The sequence below is a fragment of the Pseudarthrobacter siccitolerans genome (assembly GCF_030823375.1).
Classification (GTDB): Bacteria; Actinomycetota; Actinomycetes; order Actinomycetales; family Micrococcaceae; genus Arthrobacter; species Arthrobacter siccitolerans_A.
This window is the reverse complement of record NZ_JAUSXB010000001.1, coordinates 144856-163116: the sequence shown is the minus strand read 5'-3', so window position 1 is coordinate 163116 and position 18261 is coordinate 144856. Positions and strand designations below refer to the sequence as shown.

Sequence of the window (18261 nt, the reverse complement as noted above, 5' to 3'; positions counted from 1 at the left end):
AATCCGGTGGTGGATTTCACCTAGGCTCCCGCCTGGAACAACCGGGCGGCAACCGAAGCAGCTGCGGCCAGCAGCAGGACAATCCGAAGCCATCGCTCCCCCGGCCGGTCCGGTACGTCACGGTAGCTGGTCCGGGGGCCGGTGCTTGTGAAGCCGCGGGCTTCCAGGGCCGCGGCGCGGGTTGCCGCGTCCTCAACGAGGGCGGTCACCAGCGGAACCACCTGCAGGCGGAAGGCCGCGGCCCGGGCCGGGAGGCCATGCCGGATCACCAGCCCGCGTGCTTCCTGGGCCTGGCGGATGCGCTCCAGCCGGGCCGTGATGGCAGGCAGCAAGGTCAGGGTGGACGCCAGCACGAAGGCAAGCCGTCCGTGAACGCCTTTGGCCGACAAGGCCGCCACCAGGTCTGGCACACTCACGCTGAAGGAGAACACCAGGAGGGCCAGGACCGCGGCGGAAAGCTGGGCCGCCCGCTGCAGTGCGAAGGAGAGCCCCTCGGACGTGGCGCGCGCCGGGCCCCACTGAGCCAACACGGTATGGCCTTCCGGGAAAAACAGGCCATGCAGCACCAGCAGCGATACACACAGCGGTACCAGGATGGCAGCTGCCGCCGGCACCAGCCGGCGCAACGTGCCGCTCCAGCCGGCGAGGCCCAGTGCCGCCGCTATCACGGTGAGCGACAACGGCAGGTACGCTGCCGCCGTCGTGATGATTGCGGTACTGCCGGCGGCCGCCAGGGAGGTCAGCGGATGCAGTCGCATCGGGAGTCTGTCAGGCGCCCTGTTCCGAAGCCTTGCCGGCCAGCACGCGGTGCCGCCGGACAAACGGGAACTGCAGGCTCGCACGCCGGGGCAGGGCGTAGATGAGCACGGCCACAACGGTGAACACGATGGCCTTGTCCATGGGGTCGGAGATGAGGGCCTGCTTGGTGATGGCTGCCAGGAGGCTGTCCCCCATGGAGCGGAAGGCGCTGACAATCGCGCCCGTGGCAAGGCCGGACGTGCCGCCGAAGACGAAAGCGGCCACGGGGGCAGATACCACTCCGCCGACGATGCCGGTGACAAATCCGGCCACGGGTGCCAGGTAGAAGCGGCGGAAAAGGCCGTAGCGGGCGGCGAGGCCGGCGAGGCACCCGATCAACGCGGCCCCGGCGGCGAACGGCAGCACGGTGGGGTTGAAGAAGGACCAGACGATGCTGCTCAGGGCACCGGTTGCCGCACCGGCGGCCGGGCCAGCGAGGACCGCGACCAGCACGGTACCGATCGCGTCGAGGTAGAACGGCACCAGGGTGCTGCCAACGAACTGGCCGAGGACGATGTTGAGCACCAGGGCCACCGGAATCAACACCAGGGTGGACGTCGGCAAGGCAGGCAGGACGGCAACAATGAGCAGGACGGCACCGGCCAGGAAGCCGGACAAAGCGATCAGGGCCGAGGCACTTCCCGGTCCGCCGGTAATGTCAGCAGGCTGGTTGAGGACCAGATAAAGGTAGGTGCCGGCAATGGCCACGGCGCCAAGGATTTCCAGCAGCCGGCGTTTGCGGACTGCTGCAGGTGACGTGGACGGCAACGTCAGGGAGTGCGATGACATGGAGTTCCTTCAGGGTGCGCACGGACGGCCCGGGAAGCCCGTGCCGCATGGAGCGCCGCCTATGTCACCTCAGCAGCAGCCGGCAGGCAATCTGCGCCTGTCCGGTCCGTGGATAATTCTACCGCGGCGCCCCTGCATCGTCGCGAAGAGTTTCGGTGGTTGAGCTGGTCGAAACCCCGGGCCGGTTTCGACAGGCTCAACCATCGGGACGACAAGCTGAACCACCCGGACGACAGGCTCAACCACCGGAACGACAAGCTCAACCCAGCCGGCGGGCCAGGCTGCCGACGGCGGACACCAGCTCCCGGAAGGCAGCTTCGGGATGGTTTGCGGACACCACTCGGGCATTCGGCGGGATTCCCCAGAGGCCACGGAAGTCGGCAACGGTGGTACCCATCAGCATCTGTGAACCGGTTTCCACGTCCACGGTGGCGGGCCGGGCTTCGAAGTCCAGGGTGCCCGCGGCGACGCCGGCGGCAAAGTAGTCGTGGACGTGGGCCAGGTAGCCCTGGTCATAATGGCGGTGGAATTCGAAGTAGAACCGCAGGGCGTCGGACAAGTGCCGTACCAGTGTGTTGCCGGAGGTGCTGCGCAGGCCCTCCGGCTGGTCGGGGAGCACCAGTTCGGGAACCCTGGCGCCGGCGGCCTCCGCCAGCTGCCGGACATGGTCGGGGTGCAGTTCCATCCGCTCGGTGGTGTCCAGCGAGCAGACAATCGGGAGCTTTTCCAGCGGCCGGCCCTGAAAGGCGGCGTAGACTTCCTTGGCCGCGTGCGGGTCCACGTGCGTGTTCCACTCTGCAGTGGGTGTTGTGTTGCCCTGATGGTAGAAGCTGCCGCCCATGATGACCACCTTCGCGAGCAGCTCGGGCAGCCGTGGTTCCTGCCGGAGTGCCAGCGCAAAGTTGGTCAGGGGTGCGGTGATCAGGGCGGTGAGCTCCCCGGGCCGGGCCCGGGCGTGCTCAACCCACAGGTCCACGGCGTTCCGCTCCGAAACCGCGCCGGCGGGCTCCGGCAGGACGGCGTATCCGATGCCTTGCGGGCCGTGGGTTTCGGGCGTGGTCAGCAGCGGTATGGACAGCGGTGCGCGGGCGCCGATGGCCACTTCCACTGCCGGGCGGCCACACAGCTCCAGCAGCGCCAGGGTGTTGCGCGCCACCTGGTCCGCGTCCACGTTTCCGGGCGTGGCGGTGACGCACACGAACTCCGTGTCCGGCAGGGCGGCGAGGTAGGCGAGGGCCAGGGCGTCGTCGATGCCCGTGTCCACGTCCAGGAGGAAGGCAGTCATGGCGGTCCTAGAAGAGCGCCACCTTGGGCACTGCGGGGAAAATGCTGTCCAGCTCCGCGAGGTCCTTTTCGGAGGGAATCCACTCCGCTGCTTCGGCGTTCTGCCGCACCTGTTCCGGCCGGGTGGCGCCGGCGATGACGCTGGCGACGGACGGCTGGGCTGACAGCCAGGAGAAGGCGACCTGGATCTCGCTCAGCCCGCGTTCCCTGGCAAAGCTGCTGAACCGGCCCAGCTGGTCCCAGTCGGCGTCGTGGACCATGTGTTGGCGGGTGTGGCTGAGCCGCGAGCCGTCCGGGGCATAGCCCGGCGCGTACTTGCCGGTCAGCAGTCCGTTGGCCAAAGGGAAGTAGGGAAGGACGCCCAGGCCGAATTCCTCCGCTGCCGGGGTGACTTCAAGCTCGGCCCGCCGGTCCAGGAGGTTGTAGTGGTTCTGGGTTGAGATAAAGCGTGCACCCCCGAGTTCCCGGGCGACGTACTCCGCTTGTGCGATCTGCCATCCGGCCCTGTTGGAGTGCCCGATGTAGCGCACCTTGCCGCTGGTGACGAGCGTGTCCAGGGCGGACAGGGTTTCATCTATCGGGGTGAGCGGGTCCGGCGTGTGGAACTGGTAGAGGTCGATCCAGTCGGTGCCCAGGCGGCGGAGCGAGGCTTCCACGGCCTGGATGATGTAGCGGCGGGAGCCCCTGGCGCCGAAGTCGGGGCCGCTGGCGCCCTTCATGTCCATGCCGAACTTGGTGGCAACGACGACGCCGGCCCGCCTGCTGCCGAGGGCCTTGCCGAGCATTGTTTCGCTGAGTCCGGGTTCCCTGCCGTAGGTGTCCGCCACGTCGAACAGGGTGATTCCGGCATCCACCGCAGCATGGACCACAGCGTCGGTTGCTTCCTGCGACTCGGTGAGGGTGTTGGCGCGGCCAAGGTTGTTGCAGCCCAGGCCAACGGTGGAAACAGTGAGGCCGGACTTTCCGACACGGCGGTAGGTGGTCACGGAGACTCCTAAAGGCTGAAGGTGGTGGCGGGCTTGGCGGAGTGCTTGAGCTTGAAGTTCCGGGGATCACTGTGCGGGGCTGCGCCGATGCTCAGCTTGGTGAAGTCCAGGTCCTCGTTCCGGGCACAGACCTTGATGGCGTTGACGGCCTTGTTGACTTCCGGGCAGAGGCAGAAGATGTTGAGCTTGAAGTCCGTGAATTCGGAGCGTTCCACAGTGCCGAGCCCACGCCAGGCGAGGTGGCTGATCAAGGCGTCCTTGGCTTTTTCCTCAAGGTAGTGGTCCCTCTCCGTCCCCTCCCTGGTCTTGAGTGCGAACTGGGCCACCACCCAGAACTGCTCCTCATCGGGGATCTCGGCGTAGCCGTCCTCGGCGCACTGTACCGCAAAAGCGTCCAGGAGCCCCTCGGCCGCCGCCGCGTCCGGAATGTCGGTTTCCTCGGTCTTGCTCTGGTGGCCCACCGCGCCGTAGTTCATCACGAACTGGCTGTAGTCCTCGTCGAACCAGGCTTCCCGGAAGTGGAGCGTGCCCTCGTCGTCGCGCTTGTAGACCCTGACAATGCCGCTCATAACCGTCCCTTGGTAAACCATTCAATATCGGTGCCGTCGAAGGGTGCCTGCTCCGCCTTCACGGCCTGGTAAAGCTGTCCGGTGGAGGCCTCGAGTGCTTCCACCAGGTGTGGCGGGTAGTCCATGGCCACGCGGTGTTCGGCGAACTCGTCCTCGTCGTCGATGAACACGCCGCGGTCCGCTGTCCGCACCACGTCCAGGTCCATGTCGATGACGTGGAACTCGGTGACTGCCCGGCGGATCGGGTTCCATTCGTGCGCCACGGCCAGGTCGATGTAGATCCGGACGCCGCCGGGGTGGGCGTCGTCGTAGAACGTGGCCACCCAGTCGCCCTCACGGGGAATGAGCAGGACGGCGTCAGACTTTGTATAGAACGCGGCGCCTGGCCGGGAGCAGAATTCGTTGGTTCCCTGGAAGATCCACCAGCCGTGCCGGTCCTCACCCAGGTAGCGTCCGGGGACCACCCAATGCGCTTTGCCGTTCCATTTGCGATTGCGCGCCACCACGAGGTGGCCGGGAACAAGGCCCTGCGGTTCGCGGCTGGGCCCCGGATGCTTTCCTCCTGCAGGGTCCCCCACAACGCCCGGATACTTCAGTAGGTCCTCTCCCCTCACAGGATCGGAAGGCTGCCGGTGGTGGGATGCTGCTGGCCGGGCAGGGGACGCGCAAAGGGGACCTTTGTCCCCAGAACCTGGGCTACGACGTCGTGCGTAATCTGCTGGGCCGTCATGCCCACGCGCTCCAGGACCTGGTTGCGGGTGCCGTGGTCCAGGAATTCGACCGGCAGGCCCACCTCGTTCAGGGCGGTGTCCACTCCGGCCGCGCGCATCTCCTGACGGATACGGGAGCCCACGCCGCCGGCACGGACACCGTCCTCGATGCAGACCACCAGGCGGTGGTGCGATGCCAGCGCAACGATGGACCGTGGGACCGGAAGCACCCAGCGCGGATCCACCACCGTGGTGCTGATGCCTTGGGCGCCGAGCCGGTTGGAAACATCCAGCGCGAGCTCGGACATGGCGCCAACGGAGATGATCAGCACATCGTTCTCAGTGGAACCCGACGGCCGGCGGGAGAGGACGTCCACGCCGTCGCTGAGGCGTTCCAGCGCCTCCACTTCGGCTCCGACTGAACCCTTGGAGTAGCGGACGACCGTGGGAGCATCGCTGATGGCCACGGCTTCGCGGAGTTCCTCCCGCAGCCTGCTGGCATCGCGGGGCGCGGCCAGGTGCAGGCCGGGGACGATCTGCACCATGGACATGTCCCACATGCCGTGGTGGCTGGCGCCGTCCGGGCCGGTGACGCCGGCGCGGTCCAGGACGATGGTCACGCCGGCCTTGTGCAGGGCAACGTCCATCAGAAGCTGGTCGAAGGCGCGGTTCAGGAACGTTGCGTAAACAGCCACCACGGGGTGGAGGCCGCCGAAGGCCATGCCTGCTGCCGAGGTCAGGGCGTGCTGCTCGGCGATGCCGACGTCGATCACGCGGTCCGGGTGCCGGGCGGCGAACTTGTGCAGGCCCACGGGGATGAGCATGGCGCCGGTGATGCCCACAACGTCCTTGCGTTCATCAGCAATGGCGGCGATCTCGTCAGCGAATACGGAAGTCCAGGACTGGGCCCCGGCGCTGCCGGTGGGTTCGCCGGTTTCGGGGTCGATGATGCCCACCGCGTGGAACTGGTCAGCCTCGTGGGCGCGGGCCGGGGCGTAGCCGTGTCCCTTTTCGGTCATGGCATGGACTATGACGGGCCCGGCATAGTGCCTGGCAGTGGACAGTGCGTGTTCCATGGCCTGGAGGTTGTGGCCGTCCACCGGACCGATGTATTTCATGCCGAGGTCTTCGAACATGCCCTGCGGGGCCCACCAGTCCTTGATGCCCTTCTTCATGGCATGCAGGCTCTTGTAGGTGAACTGGCCCATGGGTCCGCCGTTTTGCAGCTTCTTCTTCCACCAGTCCAGGGCCCGTTCATAGGCGGGGGTGGCGCGGAAGGAATCGATGGTGGGACGCAGGGAGGCGAGGTAATCGGCAAAGCCGCCCACAGTGGGGGCGTAGGACCTGCCGTTGTCGTTAACCACGATGACCACGCGGCGCCGCTTGTCCGCGGCGATGTTGTTGATCGCTTCCCAGGCCATGCCGCCGGTCAGTGCGCCGTCGCCCACCACCGCGACGACGTGCCGGTCGCCTTCACCGGTGAGCTGGCGGGCCCGGGAGATCCCGTCAGCCCAGGACAGCGACGAGGAAGCATGGGAGCTTTCGACGATGTCGTGATCGGATTCTGCCCGGGACGGGTAGCCCGACATGCCGCCCTGCTGGCGGAGGGTACTAAAGTCCTGGCGCCCGGTGAGGAGCTTGTGGACGTAGGACTGGTGCCCGGTGTCAAAGACGATACTGTCGCGGGGCGAGTCGAAAATGCGGTGCACGGCGAGCGTGAGCTCCACCACGCCGAGGTTTGGCCCGAGGTGGCCGCCCGTCTGGGAGACGTTAGTGATCAGGAAATCCCTGATCTCTGAAGCCAGCTGGTTCAGCTGTTCTTCAGACAACTCGTTCAGGTCCTGCGGATTCCGGATGGTGTCCAAGATTCCCAAATGACCCCTCCTTCGGGTGGTAGACGTGCCGTTTAACTCTAACGCCTTGGTCCGCAGGACCAGACTCAGCAGAAAAACTCGAATGCAAAGCCGAAGCCCCGGCTGGTCGGTGACCGGCCGGGGCTTCGGGAGGTGCTGACTGCTGGGCAGAAACCGCTAGTTTGCGGAGATCTGGCGCAGCACGTACTGCAGGATGCCGCCGTTGCGGTAGTAGTCCGCTTCACCCGGGGTATCGATGCGCAGGACTGCGTCGAAGGACTTTGCGGATCCGTCTTCAGCCGTGGCGGTGACCTTGAGCGTCTTGGGCGTGGTGCCCTCGTTCAGGGCGGTGACACCCTCAACGGAGAACGTTTCCGTGCCGGTAAGGCCCAGGGTCGCGGCCGATTCGCCGGCGGGGAACTGCAGCGGCAGGACGCCCATGCCGATGAGGTTGGAGCGGTGGATGCGCTCGTAGCTCTCGGCGATGACAGCCTTCACGCCCAGCAGGGCGGTGCCCTTGGCAGCCCAGTCACGGGATGAGCCGGAACCGTATTCCTTGCCGGCCAGGACCACCAGCGGAGTGCCGGCTGCCTGGTAGTTCTGCGCGGCGTCGTAAACGAACGCCTGCGGGCCGCCTTCCTGGCTGAAGTCGCGGGTGTAGCCACCTTCGACGCCGTCCAGGATCTGGTTCTTGATGCGGATGTTCGCGAACGTTCCGCGGATCATCACCTCGTGGTTGCCGCGGCGGGAACCGTAGGAGTTGAAGTCCTTGCGCTCCACGCCGTTTGCCAGCAGGTACTGCCCGGCAGGGGTGTCGGACTTGAAGGAACCGGCCGGGGAGATGTGGTCGGTGGTGACCGAATCGCCGAGCTTCAGGAGCACGCGGGCGCCCGCGATGTCCGTGACCGGCTCCGGCTGTGCCTGCATGCCCTCGAAGTACGGGGGCTTCCGGACGTAGGTGGAGTTCGGATCCCAGGCGAAGGTGTCACCGGCGGGGGTGTCCAGGGCCTTCCAGCGCGCGTCGCCCTCAAAGACGCCTTCGTAGCCCTTGGCGAACATTTCCTTGTCGATGGAGGAATCGATGACCTGCTGGACCTCCACCGGGTTCGGCCAAATGTCCTTCAGGAAGACGTCGTTGCCGGCCTCGTCCTTGCCCAGGGCGTCGGTTTCGAAGTCGAAGTCCATGGAGCCGGCCAGGGCGTAGGCGATGACCAGCGGCGGGGAGGCCAGGTAGTTCATCTTCACGTCCGGGTTGATGCGGCCTTCGAAGTTGCGGTTGCCCGAGAGGACGGCCGCGACGGCGAGGTCGTTGGCCTGGACGGCCTCGGAGATTTCGGCTTCCAGCGGGCCGGAGTTGCCGATGCAGGTGGCGCAGCCGTAGCCCACGATGTAGAAGCCGAGCTTCTCCAGGTAGGGGGTCAGGCCGGACTTCTCGTAGTAGTCCGTGACCACCTTGGAGCCGGGGGCAACGGAGGTCTTCACCCAGGGCTTGGCGGTGAGGCCCTTTTCGACGGCGTTGCGCGCCAGGACCGCAGCGGCCAGCATGACGGAGGGGTTGGACGTGTTGGTGCAGGAGGTGATGGAGGCGATGGTGACTGCACCGTGGTCCAGTTCGAACTCGCGGCCGTCAGCCATCTTCACGGGGACGGGGCTGGAGATGCGTCCCGCTCCCCCGTGCGCTGCCGAGTACTTCGGCGGTTCACGGTCGGTGTCGGAGATGTGCGTGGCACCGGCCGTGAAGGAGGGCGAGTCCGACGCCGGGAAGGTTTCTTCCAGCGATTCGTCCAGGGTTCCGGCGTTGGCATCGTGGGAGACGTAGTTCTTGAGGTCGTGGCGGAACTCGTCCTTGGCCTCGGTCAGTTCGATGCGGTCCTGCGGGCGCTTGGGGCCGGCGATAGACGGAACAACCGTGGACAGGTCCAGTTCCAGGTACTCGGAGAACTTGATCTCGCGGGAAGGATCGTGCCAGAGGCCCTGCTCCTTGGCGTAGGACTCCACGAGGGCCACGTTCTGCTCCGAGCGGCCGGTGAGGCGCAGGTAGTCCAGGGTGACGTCGTCGATCGGGAACATGGCGGCGGTGGAACCGAATTCCGGGCTCATGTTGCCGATGGTGGCGCGGTTGGCGAGCGGCACAGCGGCCACGCCTTCGCCGTAGAACTCCACGAACTTGCCCACAACACCGTGCTTGCGCAGCTGTTCGGTGATGGTGAGCACCACGTCGGTGGCGGTGGCGCCGGCCGGGATGGACCCGGTCAGCTTGAAGCCCACAACGCGCGGGATCAACATGGAAACGGGCTGGCCCAGCATGGCGGCCTCGGCTTCGATGCCGCCGACGCCCCAGCCGAGCACACCCAGGCCGTTGACCATGGTGGTGTGCGAGTCAGTGCCCACGCAGGTGTCGGGGTAGGCGCGCACAACGCCGTCAACTTCGCGGGTCATGACGGTGCGGGCCAGGTATTCGATGTTGACCTGGTGCACGATGCCCGTTCCCGGGGGAACTACCTTGAAGTCGTCAAAGGCCGTCTGGCCCCAGCGCAGGAACTGGTAACGCTCCCCGTTGCGCTGGTATTCGATCTCCATGTTGCGCTCCAGCGCGCCGGAGTTGCCGAAGGCATCGATCTGGACCGAGTGGTCAATGACCATTTCGGCAGGTGCCAGCGGGTTCACCCGCTTGGGGTCCCCACCCAGTTCCTTGACCGCTTCACGCATCGTCGCCAGGTCAACCACGCAGGGAACGCCGGTGAAGTCCTGCATGATCACGCGTGCCGGCGTGAACTGGATTTCTGTATCGGGCTGGGCGTTGGGATCCCAGCCTGCCAAGGCGCGGACGTGATCGGCAGTGATGTTCGCGCCGTCCTCGGTCCTCAACAGGTTTTCAAGCAATACCTTGAGGCTGAACGGAAGGTTTTCTGCACCTTCAACGGAGTTCAACCGGAAAATTTCGTATTCGGTTCCGGCTACATTAAGTTTGCCTTTTGAACCGAAGCTGTCCACAGTGCTCATCGCAGACTCCTCTCGCAACAGTTTCATCTTTGTCGCGCGGTTGACCGCCTGCTAGTTAGGAGGCCCTAATATGTCCGGGCCCGAAAATTGCACACGGCCGGCCGTGATTACGGAGCGCGACGTGGGACTACTACCGCCATAGTAGTCGAAATACGTTAGGGCATCAGGGACGCGGAGTCAGCAGGGCCACCGTCTCCAGGTGGTGGGTGTGCGGGTACAGGTCGAAGGCCCGGAGGGCGGAGAGCTCCCAGCCGGCCTGGCGGAAGTACCCCACGTCACGGGCGAACGACGCCGGGTCGCAGGACACGTATGCAATGGCGCGCGGGTTCGAGGCAACAAGCTGCCCCACCACCGCTTTCCCGGCCCCCGCCCGGGGCGGGTCCAGGATCAGGGCGTCGAAATCCCGTGGTTTCTGGCGGAGGACGCGCTCAACACGGCCCTGGACGATCTCCACGTGCGGCGCCGCGTGCAGGTTCTTTCGTGCGTCGCGGCTCGTTCCCGGGGCGCCTTCCACCGAAAGGACCGAGCCCGTGTCGCCGACCGCGTCGGCAAGGACCGCCGTGAAAAGGCCCGCTCCGGCGTACAGGTCCGCCACTACAGCGCCGGGATGGAGGAAGCCGCCGCCCTGCAGGAATTCTGTGACAGCCCCCACAAGTGTCCCGGGCGCGTCGCGGTGGATCTGCCAGAACCCGGCGCCGGTCACGCGGTACTCATGTCCGGCTGCTGATTCCTGCACCCACAGCCGTCCGCGCAACTGCTCGACGGCTTCCGTTAACGGATCAAAGGCCGCGACGGATACGTCGGCGGGCAGTTGGGCTGCGATGGCCGCGAGCCGCTTGGGTTTGGTGCCCTCCGCCGGGGCCAGGAGCACCAGCGGACGCGAGCCGTTCGCTGGCGCAGCCACCTCCACGCGGTCCACCCCCTGCAGGTCGATGTCCCACAGGCGCAGGTTGTTGACAGCGTCGGTGGCCAGGGGCATCTCCCTGACCGGGATGATGTGTCCGGAACGGTGGGCGTGCATCCCCAGCCTGCCGGCGGAGGTGACGGAGAAACTTGCGCGCGTCCGCCACCCGAGGCCGCTGCCGCCGTCGGACGTTCCGCCCACGGCTTCCACGGACGTTCCTGCCGGACTTTCCGGCAGTTGCTCGACGCCGGCGAGCCGCTTGAGCTGTTCGGCGAGTACGTCTGCCTTGAGACTGCGCTGGCGGGCCAAGGCGATATGGCCGAACTCCGCTCCGCCCACCGGCGGGTGGCCGTGGCTCCAGGCTCTGCGTGAATCCGCCGCGTGCCAGAAATGGTCCACGCGGTCCGGCGAGGCTTCGAGGACTTCCACTACGTCAGCACGCCAGAACTTGGCCTTCTCGTCAGCGTCCGTGAGCCGGGCCCGCACCTTCTCGCCGGGGATGGCGTGGCGGACAAAAATGACGCGGCCTTCATGCCTGGCCACGCAGTGCCCGCCGTGGGCCACGGGTCCGACGTCGAGCACTACTTCAGTGCCGGCTTCTCCGGCAGGTGCCGGCTGGAGTTGTGTCTTTGAAATCATTGGACGTCCTGCAGGTTTTTCGCTTCTTCGGATGATTTGAGCTGCCAGGGAACGCTGGCCACCATGACGCCGGGTTCGAAGTGCAGCCGGGTCTTGATGCGCAGTGCGGTCTGGTTGTGGACCAGCTGCTCCCACCACTTGCCCACCACGTACTCGGGGATGTACACCACCACCAGGTCGCGCGGCGAATCCCGCCGCATCTGTTTGACGTACTCCATGATGGGCGTGACCGTCTCACGGTAGGGGCTGGCCAGCACTGTCAGCGGCACGGGAATGTCCAGCTTTTCCCAGTCGCCCACCGTGTGTGCCGTTTCTTCGGGATCGATGTCAACCGTGATCGCGTCCAGGCGCGAGGGGCGGGAAGCCCGGGCGTAGGCCAGGGCACGGAGGACGGGCTTGCGGACGTGGGACACCAGCAGGACGGCATGGACGCGCGTGGGCAGGGCACGCGGTGAGGAATCCGCGTCCACTGCAAGTTCCCTGGCCACATTGTCGTAGTGCGCCCGGATGCTCCACATGATCAGGAAGAGAACGAACATGGCCAGCAGCGCAATCCAGGCGCCCTGCTCGAATTTGGTGATCAGGACGATGACCAGCACCAGTGCGGTCATGCCGAAGCCCACGGTGTTGATGGCGCGGGACTTCGCCATGCGGCGCCGCACGGCCTTGTCCTTGGCCAGTTTCAGTTCCCTGCCCCAGTGGCGGATCATGCCCAGCTGGCTGGCAGTGAAGGAGATGAAGACGCCCACGATGTAGAGCTGGATCAGTTTAGTGACATCGGCGTCGAACGCGATGATCAGCACCAGTGCACCGGCGGCGAGGGCAAGGACGCCATTGCTGAAGGCGAGCCGATCGCCCCTGGTGCGGAGCTGGCGGGGAAGGTAGCCGTCCTGGGCAAGGATGGAGCCCAGGACCGGGAAGCCGTTGAAGGCAGTATTGGAGGCAAAGACCAGGATGACGCCGGTGGCGGCCACCACGATGTAGAACGGGATGGAGCCGGGCCCGAAGATGGTCTGGGCGATCTGGCTGATGGCCGGATTCTGGATGTAGTCCTCGGGCAGCGGATTGCCGTTGAGCAGGAACTCTTTGGCCGGGTCCAGCACAATGTGGACCTTGGTGGCGTTGGCCAGGTAGATGATGCCCGCCAGCATCGCCGCGCCGATCACGCCCAGGAGCAGCAGCGTGGTGGCAGCGTTTTTGCTCTTGGGGACCTTGAAATTCGGGACGCCGTTGCTGATGGCCTCCACGCCCGTGAGTGCCGCGGCTCCGGAGGAGAAGGCCCGCAGCAGGAGGAAGGCTCCCGCCAGGCCCACCAGGCCTTCATCGAAGCCCGCCGCCGGGACGATCGTGAAGGCAGCGGACGGCGCCTGCCCCAGCTGCCCGGTGGCGGCCTGGAAGATGCCCACGGCCGTCATACCAATAATGGACGCCATGAAGATATAGGTGGGCACCGCGAACACGCTGCCGGCTTCCTTGATGCCGCGCAGGTTGACCAGGGCGAGGACGACAACGCCGATGGTGGCTATCATGGCCTGCTGGCCGTGCAGTGACGGGACCGCCGTCGTCAGGTAGGCCGCTGCCGAGGACATGGACACGGCAACCGTCAGGACGTAGTCCACCAGCAGGGCCGACGCCACGGTGAGGCCCGCGAACTTGCCCAGGTTCTCATTGGCGATCTCATAGTCACCGCCGCCGGAAGGGTACGCGTGGACATTCTGCCGGTAGGAGGCCACCACGGTCAGCAGCACTACCATCACGGCCAGGCCCACCCACGGCGAGAAGGCCACGGCACTGACCCCGGCCAGGGCCAGGGTCAGCAGGATTTCATCCGGCGCGTACGCTACCGAGGACAGCGCGTCCGACGCGAAAATCGGAAGTGCGATCTTTTTCGGGAGCAGGGTATGGGCCATCCGGTCATTCCGGAATGGCCTGCCCACCAGCACGCGCTTGACCGCATTGAATATTGTCAGCACTCCACAAAGCTAGTCTGATTCCCGGTCTGTGTCATGACGGCCGGTCAACAGCGGCATCCGGGACGCTGACGGTAGAGTTCTAGCGGCAGGACGAACGGGAAAGAAACATAAGGAGATACTGGTGGCGCATTTCGTGATCATGGGATGTGGCCGGGTAGGGGCCACGCTGGCGCACACCCTTGAGGACGCCGGGCATTCCGTGGCCATCATCGACCAGGACGACCGGGCTTTCCGCAGGCTCCGCCAAGGCTTCACGGGCCGCAAGGTCACCGGGGTGGGCTTCGACCGGGACACCCTCAAGCAGGCCGGCGTTGCCGATGCATACGCCTTCGCTGCAGTATCCAGCGGTGACAATTCCAACATCCTCGCCACCCGCGTGGCCCGGGAAACCTTCCACGTGCCCCATGTTGTGGCCAGGATCTATGATCCCGGCCGGGCCGAAATCTACCAGCGCCTGGGAATCCCCACCGTGGCGGCGGTCCGCTGGAGCGCGGACCAGGTGCTGCGGCGGATCCTCCCGGAACAGCACTTGGCCGGTGACTTCCGGGAGCCTTCCGGGCGCCTGGTGCTGGCCGAACTGGATCTCGACGCCGGCTGGATCGGCCACCGGGTCAGCAGCATCGAAAAAGCGGCCGGCGTCCGCGTCGCCTACCTCACCCGGTTCGGCGAAGGATTGCTTCCCGACGCCGGTACCGCCTACCAGGACGGCGACACCGTACATGCCATGCTGCAGGTTGACCGGAGCGCCCAGGTCTCCCAGATCCTCGCCAAAGCACCCGCCAAGGAGTACCAGTGAAAGTTGTGATTGTGGGTGCCGGCAGCGTCGGATCGTCCATCGCCCGGGAACTCCTGGCGCACAAGCACGAAATCCTGCTGATCGACCTCAAGCCTGAGGTGATTGGGCGCAGCGGACTTCGCGGTGCGCACTGGCTGGTCGGTGATGCCTGCGAGCTGAGCACGCTCCAGGGCGCCAAGGTGGAGGACGCGGACGTGGTGGTGTCAGCCACCGGCGACGACAAAGTCAACCTGGTGGTATCCCTGCTGGCGAAGACAGAATTCGGGGTCGGCCGCACCGTGGGCCGGGTGAACAATCCTAAAAACGACTGGATGTTCAACGATTCATGGGGCGTGGACGTTGCCGTCAACACTCCCCAGCTCATGACCGCGCTGGTGGAGGAAGCCGTGGAGATTGGCGACCTGGTCCGGCTGCTCACGCTCCAGACCGGTGTGTCCTCGCTGGTGGAGTTCACCGTCCCGCACGATTCGCACGTCATCGGCAGCACCGTGGGAGACATCCAGTGGCCGGAGGACTCCACCCTGGTGGCCATCCTGCGGGACCATGCACCGATTACGCCAAGCCGTGACGACGTCATCGACGGCGGCGACGAACTGTTCTTCGTCACGACCATTGCCGCGGAAGACGAGCTGCGCGCGCTGCTCTCCCCCGAATCCTCGGAACCGCCGAGGCCACGGGTTGACGCCGGCACGGGCCACGCGGACCAGCAGGCCCCGGAGGACGACGGGTTCGACGGTTAGTCTCTTAGACGGCTAGTCGCGGCTTGTTGCATCCGTTGGGGCTGCGCCGTCCTCCCCGTCGATGCCCGGCGGGGCCGGTCTCGTGATGAGCCAGGCGGCCCAGATGCCCAGGATGTACAGCGGAGTGCCCATGATGAGCCTGGTGGTGGCGAGGGCGGCGAGCCCTTCCGGCCCCAGGAGATAGAGCGGGACCTGCACCACAAGCCGGAGCACCAGGACGGCAACGATGATCCATGTGCCAAGCCGGTACGCCTTCAGCCGGGCGGGGTCCTTGCGCCAGTCCAGGCCCTCGTTGCGGATGAAGCCGAAGAGCAGGCCGGCCACCGGCCATTTGACCAGGATCGAGATCACCATCGCCACGATGTAGGCCGCATTGGTGAAAAAGCCCGGCAGGTAGAAGTCCTCAGCCTTGCCCGTGGTGTTGGCGAGCCAGGCGGAAATGCCCACGCCCACGACACCAGCCAATGCCTGCGTCAGGGGACGCCGCTGTACCAGCCGGACCACGGTGAACACCGCGGCGGCCGCCAACGCGGCCACGAGGGAAACAGTGAGGTCCCGGCTGACGGTGTACGCCACGAGGAACACCAGGCCCGGCAGGATGCTTTCGGCAATGCCCTGGACTCCACCGGCGCTGCGCAGCACGTCCACGCGCCCGTCATGGGTCCGGTGCAGCCCTGCCTTGGCCGCGTAATCGGCAGCAAGGCCTGCCATCGGCGACGGTGCCTGTCCGTCAACCGCTTCCTGCCCCTCTGGCGCCTTGTTCTCCGGGACGGCCGGCTGCCCGTCCTGGCCAGGGCCGCTGGAAGGGCTGGGATTGGGCACGGTCATTCGTTCTCCTGGCGGGACAGTATTTCGTAGCGGGGGTTGAACATGGTGGGCAGGCCCTGGACCGTAGAAAGCATTCCTTCGAGCCGCACTTCGGTGCCGGCGTCGATTCCCGGTACCCGCCGCCGTCCCAGCCACACCACACGAAGCCTGGCGGGGCGTCCGGCAGCGGGCCCCGTCACGCGGTGGCGCGCATCGGCGTCGGAAACTATGGCGCTGAACTCGGCCGTCTGATCCGTGGGAACATACGTCACGGATTCGATCCACCCGTGGCAGGCAACCCGCCCTTTGACCGGCAACTGGCTAAGGGGGACGTCGCCGTTATCACCAAAGGGAGCTCCCCCTGACGCGGGATCAGCCAATCTGGGTGATTTCAGGACCACGTTCAGGTTCCTGGAGTGATGGTGCGCCCGGCGGCGGCGTGGCGGTGGCGTCCTTGGGCAGGCGCAGCTGCAGCAGGTCACGCGGCGGCATGGGGTTGTCTCCCCGGATCACCACCACCTGCCGGAACAGCGCTTCGAGGGGTTCGGCAGCAGGACGTTCGAGCGCTGCCGCGCCGCCGAGGACGCCGCGCAGGAACCAGCGGGGACCGTCCACTCCAATAAACCGGGCCACCCGGTAGCCCTGGCTGCCATCCGGCAGGCCCGCCGGCAGTTTCGCCACGAGCTCGGTTCCGAAAGGCCCTTCGATCTCCTCCACCTGGCCGCCCTGGACACCGACGGACTGGCCGATCTGCTCCCGGATCTCGTCCCAGAGTCCCTCGCTCTTGGGGGCCGCAAAGGCCTGCAGCTGGAGGCTGGAGCCGTTAAGGTCCATGGTCACCGCGACGACGCGCTGCGTGGCTTCTTCCACTTCCAGCCGGAGCTGGAGCCCCTCGCTGGGGGTAATCAGGAGTGCACCCAGGTCAACGTAGCCATCACGGCTGCTGATTTCGGATTCATCGAAAGGGCCGTTGGAGCGGTGCCCGGAACTGTCCTTCGCCCCCTCCGCGGTCTCCGCGGCAGGCAACAGTTCGTCCGGTTCGGCTGCTTGTTCCTTCTTGGCTTTCCTGCCGAGCCCAAAGACCATTTGGGTGTCTCCTTAGTTGGTTGCCGGGCAGGCCCGTGGGGGTCCCGCCGTCGTGCTTTATTACCGTCCTGCCGGCGGGTGCCGGAACTGAGGCGCGGGTGAGGGAAGGATCCGTTCAGGCCCGGGGCACGTTGAAGCCGCCGGTAGAACCGAATCCACCTGTGCCACGGACGGATCCGCTCAATTCGTTGACGGGGATGAACTGCGCGTACTCAACACGCTGAATGACCATCTGCGCAATTCTATCGCCGCGGCGCAGCTCGATGCTTTGCGTCGCATCAGTATTCAGCAGGGTAACGGCGATTTCGCCGCGGTATCCAGCATCGACGGTTCCGGGGGCGTTCACGATGGTGAGGCCGTGTTTGGTGGCCAGGCCCGAGCGGGGATGAATCAGGGCAACGAACCCGTCGGGGAGTGCGATGGCCACACCGGTGGGGACCAGCTTTCGCTCCCCCGGCTTCAGGACAACATCCTCGCGTGCCCGAAGGTCCGCGCCCGCGTCGCCGGGGTGGGCGTAGGACGGCGCCTCCATCTCCGGGTCCAGCATCTTCAGCTGGACCTGCAGGGTGGGAGCACCCAGGGCGGCGGGCGGCACCAGGGCCGCGGCTTCGTCAGGGAACGTATCTACTGTGGCGGGATGTTCAGTCACAGTCACTCACTCTAACCCGCGCCCCCAAATCAGTCCTAGGGCCGCGGCACCGGGGCAGCCCGTGCATCCTCCGCGAGGTGCGGCTGCTGGAACGGTTTTAGCCAAGGTGAAATAGGCGGGTAAAAATGGAAAGCTTGGCTCATGCCCGAATCAAGCTCCCCTGCGCCCGTGCCCGAGATTCCGTCCACCGGGGCGCCGGTGATTTATCGGGAGAAGCTGTGGCCCAATGTTTGGATCTGGATTATCTCAGCCGGTATAGCCGGGGCCGGCATATTGGTGTTCGCGCCCATCAGCATGACAGCGGGTTATACGGCCGCGGCGGTGCTCTTCGCGATCATTGCTGTTCTCCTGATCCTGTCCACGCCGGCCATTGTGGTGACCGGCGATTCACTGACCGTGGGCCGCGCCACTATTGAGCGTCGGTTTGTCGGCTCAGTGGACGGGTTCCGGGGCGAGGACGCGACGGCGGAACGCGGGACCCGGCTCAATGGCCTGGCGTTCCTCTGCATCCGTGGCTGGATAGATCCCGTGGTCAAGATCGAGATCACGGACCCCTCGGACCAGACGCCGTATTGGCTGACCTCCACCCGGCACCCCGACGAACTGACCGCGGCTCTGGCCCACAGGTAGGAGGCTCTGCCGTCTGTCGGCTCGCGGCTGAGGTGCCCTGCAGGC

General features: G+C 66.0%; 17 protein-coding genes. 3 read left to right on the top strand and 14 right to left on the bottom strand.

From position 1 onward, the window contains the following. Nucleotides 1-20 precede the first annotated feature (20 nt). The 10 genes from QFZ36_RS00690 to QFZ36_RS00645 form a co-directional block, all read right to left on the bottom strand. Entirely contained in the window at nucleotides 21-758 is a 738-nt protein-coding gene (locus QFZ36_RS00690) for an energy-coupling factor transporter transmembrane component T (RefSeq protein WP_306633092.1), read from the bottom strand. A gap of 10 nt (nucleotides 759-768) precedes the next feature. Then, on the bottom strand, nucleotides 769-1587 hold the full coding sequence (locus QFZ36_RS00685; protein WP_306633090.1) for an ECF transporter S component: 819 nt from the start codon (nucleotides 1585-1587) through the stop codon (nucleotides 769-771). Between the two features lie 259 nt (nucleotides 1588-1846). Continuing rightward, the gene (locus QFZ36_RS00680; protein ID WP_306633088.1) at nucleotides 1847-2872 is read right to left on the bottom strand and encodes a nucleoside hydrolase; all 1026 of its coding nucleotides are present in this window, start codon (nucleotides 2870-2872) and stop codon (nucleotides 1847-1849) included. Between the two features lie 7 nt (nucleotides 2873-2879). After that, complete coding sequence (locus QFZ36_RS00675) at nucleotides 2880-3857, bottom strand: aldo/keto reductase (RefSeq protein ID WP_306633086.1); 978 nt, start codon at nucleotides 3855-3857, stop codon at nucleotides 2880-2882. 8 nt (nucleotides 3858-3865) lie between these two features. After that, nucleotides 3866-4426, bottom strand: coding sequence for a hypothetical protein (locus QFZ36_RS00670; RefSeq protein WP_306633084.1), 561 nt, complete (start codon nucleotides 4424-4426; stop codon nucleotides 3866-3868). After that, entirely contained in the window at nucleotides 4423-5004 is a 582-nt protein-coding gene (locus QFZ36_RS00665; RefSeq protein ID WP_306633083.1) for a DUF402 domain-containing protein, read from the bottom strand. Before QFZ36_RS00665 ends, QFZ36_RS00670 begins: the two co-directional genes overlap by 4 nt. 32 nt (nucleotides 5005-5036) lie before the next feature. Further along, a complete protein-coding gene (gene dxs / locus QFZ36_RS00660) occupies nucleotides 5037-7010 on the bottom strand; it encodes a 1-deoxy-D-xylulose-5-phosphate synthase (protein ID WP_306633081.1) in 1974 nt (657 codons plus the stop codon). A 156-nt stretch (nucleotides 7011-7166) separates the two neighbouring features. Further along, entirely contained in the window at nucleotides 7167-9992 is a 2826-nt protein-coding gene (locus tag QFZ36_RS00655) for an aconitate hydratase (RefSeq protein WP_306633080.1), read from the bottom strand. Nucleotides 9993-10155: 163 nt separating this feature from the next. Next, complete coding sequence (locus tag QFZ36_RS00650) at nucleotides 10156-11535, bottom strand: class I SAM-dependent RNA methyltransferase (protein WP_306633078.1); 1380 nt, start codon at nucleotides 11533-11535, stop codon at nucleotides 10156-10158. Then, the gene (locus QFZ36_RS00645; protein WP_306633076.1) at nucleotides 11532-13508 is read right to left on the bottom strand and encodes an APC family permease; all 1977 of its coding nucleotides are present in this window, start codon (nucleotides 13506-13508) and stop codon (nucleotides 11532-11534) included. The genes QFZ36_RS00650 and QFZ36_RS00645 overlap by 4 nt, the downstream gene beginning before the upstream one ends. 121 nt (nucleotides 13509-13629) lie before the next feature. Here QFZ36_RS00645 and QFZ36_RS00640 point away from each other — a divergent pair, with 121 nt between their 5' ends. Both QFZ36_RS00640 and QFZ36_RS00635 read left to right on the top strand, forming a co-directional pair. Continuing rightward, a complete protein-coding gene (locus QFZ36_RS00640; protein WP_306633075.1) occupies nucleotides 13630-14304 on the top strand; it encodes a potassium channel family protein in 675 nt (224 codons plus the stop codon). Then, entirely contained in the window at nucleotides 14301-15044 is a 744-nt protein-coding gene (locus QFZ36_RS00635) for a potassium channel family protein (RefSeq protein WP_306633074.1), read from the top strand. The genes QFZ36_RS00640 and QFZ36_RS00635 overlap by 4 nt, the downstream gene beginning before the upstream one ends. A 12-nt stretch (nucleotides 15045-15056) precedes the next feature. Here the strand turns inward: QFZ36_RS00635 and QFZ36_RS00630 are convergent, their stop codons facing one another. The 4 genes from QFZ36_RS00630 to dut all read right to left on the bottom strand — a co-directional run bounded on the left by QFZ36_RS00630 (nucleotide 15057) and on the right by dut (nucleotide 17586). Further along, complete coding sequence (locus tag QFZ36_RS00630) at nucleotides 15057-15872, bottom strand: DUF3159 domain-containing protein (RefSeq protein WP_306633072.1); 816 nt, start codon at nucleotides 15870-15872, stop codon at nucleotides 15057-15059. Next, nucleotides 15869-16123, bottom strand: a complete 255-nt coding sequence (locus QFZ36_RS00625; RefSeq protein WP_306633070.1) for a hypothetical protein — start codon at nucleotides 16121-16123, stop codon at nucleotides 15869-15871. The genes QFZ36_RS00630 and QFZ36_RS00625 overlap by 4 nt, the downstream gene beginning before the upstream one ends. A gap of 100 nt (nucleotides 16124-16223) precedes the next feature. After that, complete coding sequence (locus tag QFZ36_RS00620; RefSeq protein WP_306633068.1) at nucleotides 16224-16937, bottom strand: DUF3710 domain-containing protein; 714 nt, start codon at nucleotides 16935-16937, stop codon at nucleotides 16224-16226. Between the two features lie 115 nt (nucleotides 16938-17052). Continuing rightward, entirely contained in the window at nucleotides 17053-17586 is a 534-nt protein-coding gene (gene dut / locus QFZ36_RS00615; RefSeq protein ID WP_306633066.1) for a dUTP diphosphatase, read from the bottom strand. Between the two features lie 141 nt (nucleotides 17587-17727). On the opposite strand from dut, the gene QFZ36_RS00610 reads away from it, so the two are divergent. Further along, nucleotides 17728-18216 (top strand): DUF3093 domain-containing protein, encoded by a 489-nt coding sequence (locus QFZ36_RS00610; protein WP_306633064.1) that lies wholly within the window; start codon nucleotides 17728-17730, stop codon nucleotides 18214-18216. The last annotated feature ends 45 nt before the right edge of the window (nucleotides 18217-18261 follow it).

Bases quoted from the DNA above. Each gene is read 5' to 3' on its own strand.
- QFZ36_RS00620 (WP_306633068.1), bottom strand. From the start codon at position 16,937: ATGGTCTTTGGGCTCGGCAGGAAAGCCAAGAAGGAACAAGCAGCCGAA.
- QFZ36_RS00670 (WP_306633084.1), bottom strand. From the start codon at position 4,426: ATGAGCGGCATTGTCAGGGTCTACAAGCGCGACGACGAGGGCACGCTC.
- QFZ36_RS00690 (WP_306633092.1), bottom strand. From the start codon at position 758: ATGCGACTGCATCCGCTGACCTCCCTGGCGGCCGCCGGCAGTACCGCA.
- QFZ36_RS00685 (WP_306633090.1), bottom strand. From the start codon at position 1,587: ATGTCATCGCACTCCCTGACGTTGCCGTCCACGTCACCTGCAGCAGTC.
- QFZ36_RS00655 (WP_306633080.1), bottom strand. From the start codon at position 9,992: ATGAGCACTGTGGACAGCTTCGGTTCAAAAGGCAAACTTAATGTAGCC.
- QFZ36_RS00680 (WP_306633088.1), bottom strand. From the start codon at position 2,872: ATGACTGCCTTCCTCCTGGACGTGGACACGGGCATCGACGACGCCCTG.
- QFZ36_RS00650 (WP_306633078.1), bottom strand. From the start codon at position 11,535: ATGATTTCAAAGACACAACTCCAGCCGGCACCTGCCGGAGAAGCCGGC.
- QFZ36_RS00630 (WP_306633072.1), bottom strand. From the start codon at position 15,872: ATGACCGTGCCCAATCCCAGCCCTTCCAGCGGCCCTGGCCAGGACGGG.
- QFZ36_RS00610 (WP_306633064.1), top strand. From the start codon at position 17,728: ATGCCCGAATCAAGCTCCCCTGCGCCCGTGCCCGAGATTCCGTCCACC.